At 70.4% G+C, this 9,569-nt stretch carries 10 protein-coding genes; 6 read left to right on the forward strand and 4 right to left on the reverse strand.

Features of this window, described 5'->3' with window-relative positions:
• Nucleotides 1–10: 10 nt before the first annotated feature.
• Nucleotides 11–2,167 (forward strand): OmpL47-type beta-barrel domain-containing protein, encoded by a 2,157-nt coding sequence (locus ACWCRB_RS33825; protein ID WP_450999711.1) that lies wholly within the window; start codon nt 11–13, stop codon nt 2,165–2,167.
• Between the two features lie 56 nt (nt 2,168–2,223).
• On the opposite strand, the gene ligD is transcribed toward ACWCRB_RS33825, so the two are convergent.
• Complete coding sequence (gene ligD / locus ACWCRB_RS33830) at nt 2,224–3,234, reverse strand: non-homologous end-joining DNA ligase (RefSeq protein ID WP_450999701.1); 1,011 nt, start codon at nt 3,232–3,234, stop codon at nt 2,224–2,226.
• Nucleotides 3,235–3,308: 74 nt separating this feature from the next.
• Between ligD and ACWCRB_RS33835 the strand changes: the two genes are divergently transcribed.
• Together ACWCRB_RS33835 and ACWCRB_RS33840 are read left to right on the forward strand one after the other, a co-directional pair.
• Nucleotides 3,309–4,379, forward strand: coding sequence for an ATP-dependent DNA ligase (locus ACWCRB_RS33835; RefSeq protein WP_450999702.1), 1,071 nt, complete (start codon nt 3,309–3,311; stop codon nt 4,377–4,379).
• Nucleotides 4,380–4,513: 134 nt separating this feature from the next.
• Nucleotides 4,514–5,530: a DUF3048 domain-containing protein gene (locus ACWCRB_RS33840; protein ID WP_450999703.1), complete on the forward strand. Its 1,017-nt coding sequence runs from the start codon at nt 4,514–4,516 to the stop codon at nt 5,528–5,530.
• A 112-nt stretch (nt 5,531–5,642) separates the two neighbouring features.
• On the opposite strand, the gene ACWCRB_RS33845 is transcribed toward ACWCRB_RS33840, so the two are convergent.
• The 3 genes from ACWCRB_RS33845 to ACWCRB_RS33855 all read right to left on the reverse strand — a co-directional run bounded on the left by ACWCRB_RS33845 (nt 5,643) and on the right by ACWCRB_RS33855 (nt 7,489).
• A complete protein-coding gene (locus ACWCRB_RS33845; RefSeq protein WP_450999704.1) occupies nt 5,643–5,975 on the reverse strand; it encodes a hypothetical protein in 333 nt (110 codons plus the stop codon).
• A gap of 148 nt (nt 5,976–6,123) precedes the next feature.
• Nucleotides 6,124–6,909 carry an IclR family transcriptional regulator gene (locus ACWCRB_RS33850; RefSeq protein WP_450999705.1) on the reverse strand — a complete coding sequence of 262 codons (786 nt, stop codon included), beginning with the start codon at nt 6,907–6,909 and terminating at the stop codon, nt 6,124–6,126.
• Between the two features lie 115 nt (nt 6,910–7,024).
• Nucleotides 7,025–7,489 carry a MarR family winged helix-turn-helix transcriptional regulator gene (locus tag ACWCRB_RS33855; RefSeq protein WP_369031033.1) on the reverse strand — a complete coding sequence of 155 codons (465 nt, stop codon included), beginning with the start codon at nt 7,487–7,489 and terminating at the stop codon, nt 7,025–7,027.
• 253 nt (nt 7,490–7,742) lie between these two features.
• Between ACWCRB_RS33855 and ACWCRB_RS33860 the strand changes: the two genes are divergently transcribed.
• The 3 genes from ACWCRB_RS33860 to ACWCRB_RS33870 all read left to right on the forward strand — a co-directional run.
• Nucleotides 7,743–8,498 carry a CoA transferase subunit A gene (locus tag ACWCRB_RS33860; RefSeq protein WP_450999706.1) on the forward strand — a complete coding sequence of 252 codons (756 nt, stop codon included), beginning with the start codon at nt 7,743–7,745 and terminating at the stop codon, nt 8,496–8,498.
• Nucleotides 8,498–9,157, forward strand: a complete 660-nt coding sequence (locus ACWCRB_RS33865; protein ID WP_450999707.1) for a CoA transferase subunit B — start codon at nt 8,498–8,500, stop codon at nt 9,155–9,157. The genes ACWCRB_RS33860 and ACWCRB_RS33865 overlap by 1 nt, the downstream gene beginning before the upstream one ends.
• On the forward strand, nt 9,154–9,569 hold a 416-nt coding region (locus ACWCRB_RS33870), incomplete at its 3' end, for a thiolase family protein (protein WP_450999708.1). The genes ACWCRB_RS33865 and ACWCRB_RS33870, both read left to right, overlap by 4 nt.

Raw genomic sequence — 9,569 nt, forward strand, 5'->3', positions numbered from 1 at the left:
GTCCCTGTTGATGGTCCTCGGACTGACGTCGGCGGCGGGAGCGCGTACTGCTGACGATCCGGCCCCCGAGCCCGCAGCCGCTCAGGTCCTCACCTGGACGGCGGGCGACGACATCACCAAGTACAACTCCGCGCCCACGACCGCCGTGGCGGGCGCGACGACGATCGTCTTCGAGAACAGCACGGCGACCGGCAACACCATGGGAATGCCGCACACGTTGACGTTCGACGTCGTCGACCCCGAGTACAACAACGACGTGCCGCTCAACATCCTGGCCAACCCGAACGACGACCAGGACGGCCGGCACACCGCCGAGGTCACGCTCACCCCCGGCCGCTACCGCTACTACTGCACGATCCCGGGCCACGGCCAGATGCAGGGCATCCTCGTGGTCCAGGAGGGCACCGGCTCCGACACGACGGCCCCGGAGACCTCGGCGACCGTCACCGGGGCGCAGAACTCGCAGGGCCAGTACGTCGGTTCGGCGAGTGTGGCGATCGGCGCGACCGACGAGGGTTCGGGGGTCGACCGGGTCGAGTACGCGATCGGTGCCGACGGCGCCTGGCAGCCGTACACCACCCCGGTCGTGATCGACCAGGTCGGCGACCATTCGGTGCGCTACCGGGCGTTCGACAAGGCGGGCAACGCTGCCGCCGAGAAGAGCGTCGCGTTCACGGTGGTGCCGCCGCCGACGGAGGACACGGCGCCGCCGGAGACCTCCGCGACGGTGAGCGGCGAGCAGAACCCGGACGGGGCGTATCTCGACATGGCGACGGTGACCGTCTCCGCGTCGGACACCGGGTCCGGGGTCAACACGGTCGAGTACGCGGTGAACAGCGGGAGTTGGCAGCCGTACACCGGGCCGGTGATGGTGCATCAGGTCGGCAGTCACACCGTCCGCTACCGTGCCACCGACAAGGCGGGCAACGTCTCCGCCGAGAAGAGCGTCGCGTTCACGGTCGTGGCGCAGCCCGCCGAGGACACGACTCCGCCCGTGACCGGGGTGACGGTCGAGGGCACCCGGAACGCGAACGGCGCCTACGTCAACAACGCCAAGGTGACCGTCAGCGCCACGGACCACGGCGGTTCGGGTGTCGCGACGGTCGAGTACTCGCTCGACGGCGGGCCCTATCTGGCGTACACCGCGCCGGTGGTGGTCGACCGGGCGGGCGCGCACACCGTGACGTACCGGGCGAGCGACAAGGCGGGCAACACCAGCGACGCCCGCTCGGTGAGCCTGACGATTGCAGCGGGCGGTGGAGTCCCGGCGCCCAACTGCCCCGAGTACGACGAGCGGTTGACAGTGATCGTCGGGACGGTCGACTCGGGTGTGCCCAACCGGGTCACCAACAACCGGTGCCGGGTAGGCGAGTTGATCGAGGACGAGCGGGAGTGGACGTCCCACGCGCTGTTCCTCAAGCACGTACGGACCGTTCTCGACCAGCTCTTCAAGGACGGTGCCATCGACGAACGGGAGGACGCGGCGATCGACGAGGCGGCCCAAGAGTCCGGCATCGGCAAGCCGGGCCAGACCGAGGGCTACCGCACGATCCTGGACGGTACGGCGGAGTCCTTCGCCAAGTGGCAGCAGGTGGGCGGCGGTTCGTTCGCGCCGAACGGCGACGGGTCGATCACCAGCGGCACCTCGGTCGGGGGTCTGGGCATGCTGTGGTTCCCGGAGCGGAAGTACGGCGACTTCTCCCTCAAGCTCCAGTGGCGTGACGACGCACCGGGCACGGGCAACGCCAACTCCGGTGTGTTCGTGCGCTTCCCGTGGGTCCACGACCACCCGGAGGAGGCCCGCCCGGAGTGGGTCGCCATCAAGTACGGGCACGAGGTGCAGGTGCTCGACCGGCCCGACGGCGACATGTACAAGACCGGCTCCGTCTACGGCTTCGACCGCGTGGGGCTCGCCGGGGCGGGTGTCACACAGAAGGGCACCTGGAACGACTACGAGATCCGGGTGGTCGACCAGCACTACTCGATCTACCGCAACGGCGTCCTGATCAACGAGTTCGACAACATCGGCGGCCAGGACTTCACCCCACCGCGCTCGGACGACCCGGGCACGGACGGCAGGCGGTTCGCGTCCGGATACATCGGCCTCCAGGTCCACGGCACGACCGACGTGGTGTCGTACCGGGACATCCGGATCAAGGACCTGTGACGGGAGGGAGATTCAGAGAGATCTAGACGATCTCCGTGGCAGCCAAGTCGGCGAACTCATTCCTTCCGGGCCCGACTTGGCTGCACACGCTTGGGCTCACCCGGCATCTTCGGGTACTCCGGCGGATACGGCAGGTCGCCGAGTCCGTGCTCGTGTTCGTCACGGCGGGCGAGTTCGAGCAGGGCGTCGAGGGAGAAGGCGTGGTCGTCCATGTCGGCGTGGACGTCGCCGAGTCGGGCGAACCGTCCGGGCATGGTGGCGAGGTCGAAGTCGCGGGGCTGCGCGTCGCCGACCTCGTCCCACGTCAACGGCGCCGAGACAGGGGCGTGCGGCCGAGGCCGTACGGAGTAGGCGGAAGCGATGGTGCGATCTCTCGCCGTCTGGTTGTAGTCGACGAAGATCCGCTCCCCGCGTTCCTCCTTCCACCACTTGGTCGTCACCTGCTCCGGCATCCGCCGCTCCAACTCCCGCCCGACGGCGATCGCCGCCCGCCGCACCTGCGTGAACGTCCACCGCGGCTCGATCGGCACGAAGACATGCAGCCCCCGCCCGCCCGAGGTCTTGGGCCAGCCGCGCAACCCCCCGAACTCGTCGAGCACGGCCCGCAGTTCGTGCGCGGCACGGACGGCGTCGCCGTAATCCGTTCCCGGTTGCGGATCGAGGTCGATGCGCAGCTCGTCGGGCCGGTCGACATCGGCGCGCCGCACCGGCCAGGGATGGAAGGTGAGGGTGCCGAACTGGGCGGCCCACAGCACGGCGGCGACCTCGGTCGGGCACATCTCGTCGGCGCTGCGACCGCTGGGAAAGGTGATGTGAGCGGTCGGAATCCAGTCGGGCATGTTCTTGGGCGCCCGCTTCTGGAAGAAGTTCTCGCCGGCCACCCCGTCCGGGTACCGCTCCAGGGTCGTGGGCCGGTCACGCAGCGCACGCAGGATGCCGGGGCCGACCGCGAGGTAGTACTGGGCGAGATCGAGCTTGGTGAACCCTCGCTCCGGAAAGAAGACCTTGCCCGGACTGGACAGCCGCACCGTCCGCCCGAACGCTTCCAGCTCCACCGCTTCGCCCATGGGAGCCACGGTAGGCGTCCCGCATGAAGCTCGCATACCGGGCGATTACGGTCGAGGGCGCGCAGAATCGAACCATGGATCTCCCGGTCATGCCCCCCGTAAAACCCATGCTCGCCAAGTCCGTCGCCAAGATTCCCCCGGACATGCACTACGAGGCGAAGTGGGACGGCTTCCGGGCCATCGTGTTCCGGGACGGGGCCGAGGTCGAGATCGGCAGCCGCACCGGAAAGTCTCTGACCAGGTATTTTCCCGAGCTGGTGGCGGCCCTGCAGGAGCGGTTGCCCGAGCGCTGCGTGCTGGACGGGGAGATCGTGATCGCGCTCGGTGGGCGGCTCGACTTCGATGCGCTGACCGAGCGGATCCACCCGGCCGCGTCCCGGGTGCGGACGCTGGCCGAGCGGACGCCCGCCTCGTTCGTCGCGTTCGATCTGCTGGCACTGGCCGACGAGTCGCTCCTCGACGTTCCGCTGACCGACCGGCGCGCGCTGCTCACCATGGCCTTGTCCGGCGTGACCGCGCCCGTGCATGTGGCGCCGGCGACCACCGACATCGAGGTGGCCCAGCAATGGTTCGAGCAGTACGAGGGGGCCGGGCTCGACGGTGTCATCGCCAAGCCGCTCAGCCTGCTCTACCGACAGGACGAGCGGGCCATGTTCAAGGTCAAGCACGAGCGGACGGCCGATGTCGTGGTCGCCGGGTACCGGCTGCACAAGAGCGGGCCGATCGTGGGTTCGCTGCTGCTCGGGCTGTACGACGCCCGGGGCACCCTCCAGCACGTCGGGGTGAGCGCCGCGTTCCCGATGAAGCGGCGCGCCGAACTCGTCGAGGAGCTGGAGCCGCTGCGGTTGGCGGACGTGAGCGAACATCCGTGGGCCGCCTGGGCGGACGAGGCGGCCCACGAGGCCTCGCGGCTGCCGGGGGCGCCAAGCCGGTGGTCGGCGAAGAAGGACTTCTCATGGATCCCGTTGCGGCCCGAACTGGTGGCCGAGGTGGCGTACGACCACATGGAGAACGGCGTGCGCTTCCGGCACACGGCCCGTTTCCGCCGCTGGCGCCCGGACCGTACGGCCGACAGCTGCACGTACGACCAGTTGGAGGAGCCGGTGGGGTACGACCTCGCGGAGATCCTCGGCCCGGAAGACTGAGGCCAACCCCGGGGGACCTCAGCCGTGGGTCGTTCGGCCCCTTCGCCGCGCGCGATCAGGATCAATCGGGTATGGCCACCAATGAACAGATAAGCGCACAATCGTAGAGATACGGACTGGTGGCGACGGTGGACATGCGACAGATCGCGCGAACGGCACGCACACAGCGCCGCGGAACGGCCACGGCGGCGCTGGTGGCGGCCGCCGCGGTGACGGCCTCCCTGATGGCCGGCTGCACCTCGGGCGACCGCCCCTCCGACGACGGGCGCGGGCAGACCGACAGCCGCAGCCAGGAGCCCGACCAGCGCGAATCCGAGGGGCACGACCCGATGAGCGTCGGCTCGGCCCTCGCCGTGAAGATCGACAACGTCCGCGCGGCCCGTCCCCAGACGGGCCTCGATGCGGCGGACATCGTGTACGCCGAGCAGGTCGAGGGCGGTCTGAGCCGGCTGATGGCGGTGTACGCGACGCGGCTGCCGAAGGCCGTCGGGCCGGTACGCAGCGCACGCGAGTCGGACCTGGAGCTGCTCCGCCAGTTCCAGAAGCCGACGCTCGCCTTCTCCGGCGCCCAGGGCAAGCTGCTGCCGCTGATCGACAAGGCGCCGCTGAACGCCGAGTCACCGTCGTCGGCCGCTTCCGGCGCCTACTACCGGGGCGTCGGCAAAGTGGCGCCGCACAACCTCTACCTGCGACCGCAGCGGCTGCTCGACGCCGTGCCCGGAGCGGCCGCGCTGACGACCGGCTTCCGGTACGGCGCCGCCCCCGAGGGCGGGACCCCGACGAAGTCGCGCACCGTTCGCTTCCCGTCGGCGCGCTTCGCGTTCACCTGGGCCGCGGACCGGCACGGCTGGCTGGTGTCGATGGACGGCACCCCGACCCTCGCGACCGACGGCAAGCGCCTCGCCACTCCGACGGTCGTCGTGCAGTACGTGAAGGTGCGCGAGTCGCGGTTCCACGACGTCCTCGGCAACAACTCCCCGTACACCCAGACCGTGGGCTCGGGCCGGGCCCAAGTCCTGCGCGACGGGCGGGTGTTCGAGGTGGAGTGGCGGCGCGGGACGGCAACGGACGGGACGGACTTCACGACGGCGGAAGGCACGCCGGTGAACTTCGCGAAGGGGCAGGTGTGGGTGGTGTTCGCGACGGCTTGACCGAGTCCCCCGGACGACTCAGGAGCGCCTGACCGAGTCCCCGGACGGCTTCAGGAGCGCCTAGCCAAATCCCCGTTCCGCTCATGAGCACCTGACCAAGTCCCCTTACGGTTCAGGCGCGGTGGCCGAGGCGTTCTTCGATCGCCGACCCCGCGTCCGCCCTGGCGGCGCCGAGCGCCTCCCGCGCCTCCTCGGCCGAGGCGAAACCGAGGGCCGCCGCAATCGCCGGCCAGCCGGTGCCCGCGGCGAGCAGGGCCTCGGCGGCGGCTCCGGCGGCGACGAGCGAGGCGCGGCGGGCGCGGTCCAGTTCGGCGAGCGTACGCAGCAGGTCGGGCGCCGTCGCGGCGTCTGCGAGACCGTCCTGCGCCGTGCGGCGGGCCTGGTCTGCGGTGACCCACCAGTCGGCGGGGGTGTGCGGGGGCCGGGTGACGAGGGTCGGGCTCACGGGGGTTCGCCTTCCGTGCCGGGTGGCGTGCTGTGCGGACTCCCAGGGTAACCCCGCGATCCGCACAGTGGAGCTACTGGTCCGCCCAGCGGACCCGAACTCACCAGATCGCCCACCACATCACCCCGCATCGCCAACTGCCGCCGCCTCACGCCTCGAACGGCAACCCCGCCCGCCCCAACTCCCCCGCCGCCCCACGCAGCGCCCCCGCGAATCGCGCCACCCGCTCCTCCGTGAACCGCGTGCTCGGCCCGCCGAAGGACAGCGCGGCCACCACGGCCCCGCTCCTCCCCCGTACCGGAACAGCCACCGCCGACAGGCCCTCCTCGCGCTCGCCGTGGCTCACGGCGTAACCGTGGTCGCGGGCCTCCTCGATCCAGCGCCGCAGGGTCGTCAGATGTCCGGCGCCGTACGGTGAGGCCTCCGCGACCCGGAGCAGCAGCGCGTCCGGGGCGTCGAGGAGCAGGGCCTTGGCCACGCCGCCCGCCCAGAGCGGGAGTTCGTCGCCCACGCGCACGACCTGGCGCAGCGCCTGCGGTCCCTCCTCCTGGGCGATGCAGACCCGGCGGATGTCCCGGCGTACGTACAGGTGCACGGTCTCCTTGTGCTCGGCGGCGAGCTCGCGCAGCAGCGCCTGGGCCGTGACCGGGAGCCGCCAGGCCTGTTCGGCGAGCCGGGACCAGCGCAGCAGTGCGGGGCCCGCGATGTAGCGGCCGTGTTCGTCGACCCAGAGGAGTCCGTTGAGCCGCAGGGTCTGGAGCAGGCGCAGCACGGTGGTCTTCGGCAGCCCGGAGGCGCTGACGATCTCGCGGATGGTCAGCGCGGGACGGACCTCGTCGAAGAGTCCGAGGATGTCGATGGCCCGCTGGACGGTACGCATCCCCGCGGGTTCGGACTCGGTCGCGGCCCCTGCCCCGGATGCTCCGGCTGCCATTCCTGTTCCTCCTCGGCTCCGGACCGGCCGTCCCATGGTCCGGGCGGCGGTCTCGCCCTGCACGGTATCCGTTCCAGGTCCGCTGAGCGGACCCGGTGGCAGGGAGGGAACCAGGTCAGCGCTGGGAGGCGAGCGGTTCCGCCGGGTTGCGCAGGCCTTCCGCCGCGTCGGCGACGCGCTGGATCAGGTCGAGGAACACGGCCTGTTCGGCGGCGGAGAGCGGGGCCAGGAAGACCTGGTTCATCCGGGCCGTCCGCACGGTCAGCTTGCGGTGGGTGCGCACACCGTCGTCCGTGGGGCGCAGCAGGGAGCGGCGGCCGTCCTCCGGGTCGCGCACCTTGTCGATGAGGGCCCGGCGGCCGAGCCTGCTGACGACCTCGGCGACCGTGGACCGGTCGAGGCCCACCCGCTCCCCGACCGTGCGCTGGTCCATGCCGGGTTCGGCGACCAGCGCGTTCAGGACCGCGAACTGCGGTGAGGTGATCTCCTCGGAGACCATCGTGTTCCACAGCAGGTAGTGCGCCTGCTGCAGTCGCCGGGCGAGGTGCCCGGGGTGGGTGGAGAGGTCCACCGCGGCCATGTCCGCTCCTGGGGTCGTCTGCCTGAGCGCGCAGAATTTCGTTGGTGTACTGACGATACAGCCCGACGCCCACCCTGTCTCCAGCTTGTCGATACGGCCTCCACCTGCTGTTTTCCCGCACCTCTTGACGGCATGACCAGCGAGTGGCAGCGTGAGGGAAACCTCGCCGAAATACTCAGTGCCCTGAGTAATCGCGCACGGAACACGCACAGAGCACGCTTGGAAGACGCTCGGAAGAGATGGGGCTTCACGGATGGACAAGGTGGTCGCCACGGCCCTGGAGGCGGTGGCTGATGTGCCGGACGGTGCGTCGCTCGCGGTGGGTGGTTTCGGGCTGAATGGTGTGCCGAACGGGCTGATCCAGGCGTTGTACGAGCGCGCGGTCTCGGGCCTGTCGGTGGTGTCCAACAACTGCGGTGCCATGGAGTCGGGTCTCGCGGTACTGCTCGCGGCGGGCCGCATCGCCCGCGTCACCGGCTCGTACATCGGTGCGAACAAGGAGTTCGCCCGCCAGTATCTGGCGGGTGAGCTGGAAGTGGAGCTGATCCCGCAGGGCACGCTCGCCGAGCGGCTGCGCGCCGGCGGCGCCGGCATCCCCGCCTTCTTCACTCCGGCCGGCGTCGGCACCCAGGTCGCCGAGGGCGGACTGCCCTGGCGCTACGACGGTTCCGGTGGCGTCTCGCTGGCCTCACCGCCGAAGGAGGTACGGGAGTTCGACGGCACGGAGTACGTGCTGGAGCGCGGTATCCGCACCGACTTCGCGCTGGTCAGGGCAGCCAAGGGTGACCGGCACGGCAACCTCGTCTTCAACAAGTCCACCCGGAACTTCAACCCGCTCGCCGCCATGGCCGGCCGGATCACCGTCGCCGAGGTGGAGGAACTGGTCGAGCCCGGCGAGATCGACCCGGACGCCGTGCACCTGCCGGGCATCTTCGTCCAGCGCGTGATCGCGCTGACGCCCGGGCAGGCGGCCGACAAGAAGATCGAGCAGCGGACGGTGAGCAGCTGATGGCCTGGACACGTGAACAGATGGCCGCCCGTGCCGCCCGTGAGCTTGAGGACGGGCAGTACGTGAACCTGGGGATCGGGTTGCCGACGCTGATCCCGAACTATCTTCCGGCTGGGGTGGAGGTGGTTCTGGAGTCGGAGAACGGCATCCTGGGCACCGGCCCCTACCCGACCGACGACCAGGTCGACCCCGACCTGATCAACGCGGGCAAGGAGACGGTGACCGTGCTGCCGGGCGCCTCCTTCTTCGACTCGGCGCTGTCCTTCGGGATGATCCGGGGCGGGCACATCGATGTGGCCGTGCTGGGGGCGATGCAGGTCTCGGCGGGCGGGGACCTCGCGAACTGGGCGATCCCGGGCAAGCTGATCACCGGGATCGGCGGCGCCATGGACCTCGTGCACGGGGCCCGCACGGTCATCGTGGTCATGACGCACACCGCGAAGGACGGCTCTCCGAAGATCCTGGAGCAGTGTGAACTCCCGCTCACCGGCAAGGCGTGTGTGAACCGGGTCATCACCGATCTGGGTGTTCTCGATGTCACCACGGACGGGCTGGTGCTCGTCGAGACCGCGCCGGGTGTCACGGCCGAGGAGATCGTGACGAAGACCGCCGCGAAGGTCCGCATCCCCGACGAGCTCACCGAGGAGATCCAGCCATGAGCAGCGTGAGCCGTCTCAAGGACGTCTACATCGTCGACGCCGTCCGCACCCCGATCGGCCGCTACAACGGCGGCCTCTCCTCGGTGCGCCCGGACGACCTCGGCGCCCACGCCATCCGCGCACTCCTCGCCCGTACGCCCGGCCTGGACCCCTCGCGCATCGAGGACGTCTACTTCGGCAACGCCAACGGCGCCGGCGAGGAGAACCGCAACGTCGCCCGCATGGCCGCCCTCCTCGCCGGCCTGCCCACCTCCGTCCCCGGAGTCACGGTCAACCGCCTGTGCGCCTCCGGCCTCGAAGCCGTGATCCAGGCAACCCGCGCCATCGCCCTCGGCGACGCCTCCATCGCCCTCGCGGGCGGCGTCGAGTCGATGACCCGCGCCCCCTACGTCCTGCCCAAGAACGACCGCCC

This window comes from Streptomyces sp. NPDC002156 (assembly GCF_053593675.1).

Bases quoted from the DNA above. Each gene is read 5' to 3' on its own strand.
- ACWCRB_RS33865 (WP_450999707.1), top strand. From the start codon at position 8,498: ATGGCCTGGACACGTGAACAGATGGCCGCCCGTGCCGCCCGTGAGCTT.
- ACWCRB_RS33840 (WP_450999703.1), top strand. From the start codon at position 4,514: ATGCGACAGATCGCGCGAACGGCACGCACACAGCGCCGCGGAACGGCC.
- ACWCRB_RS33825 (WP_450999711.1), top strand. From the start codon at position 11: ATGGTCCTCGGACTGACGTCGGCGGCGGGAGCGCGTACTGCTGACGAT.
- ligD (WP_450999701.1), bottom strand. From the start codon at position 3,234: ATGGGCGAAGCGGTGGAGCTGGAAGCGTTCGGGCGGACGGTGCGGCTG.
- ACWCRB_RS33850 (WP_450999705.1), bottom strand. From the start codon at position 6,909: ATGGCAGCCGGAGCATCCGGGGCAGGGGCCGCGACCGAGTCCGAACCC.
- ACWCRB_RS33860 (WP_450999706.1), top strand. From the start codon at position 7,743: ATGGACAAGGTGGTCGCCACGGCCCTGGAGGCGGTGGCTGATGTGCCG.
- ACWCRB_RS33855 (WP_369031033.1), bottom strand. From the start codon at position 7,489: ATGGCCGCGGTGGACCTCTCCACCCACCCCGGGCACCTCGCCCGGCGA.
- ACWCRB_RS33835 (WP_450999702.1), top strand. From the start codon at position 3,309: ATGGATCTCCCGGTCATGCCCCCCGTAAAACCCATGCTCGCCAAGTCC.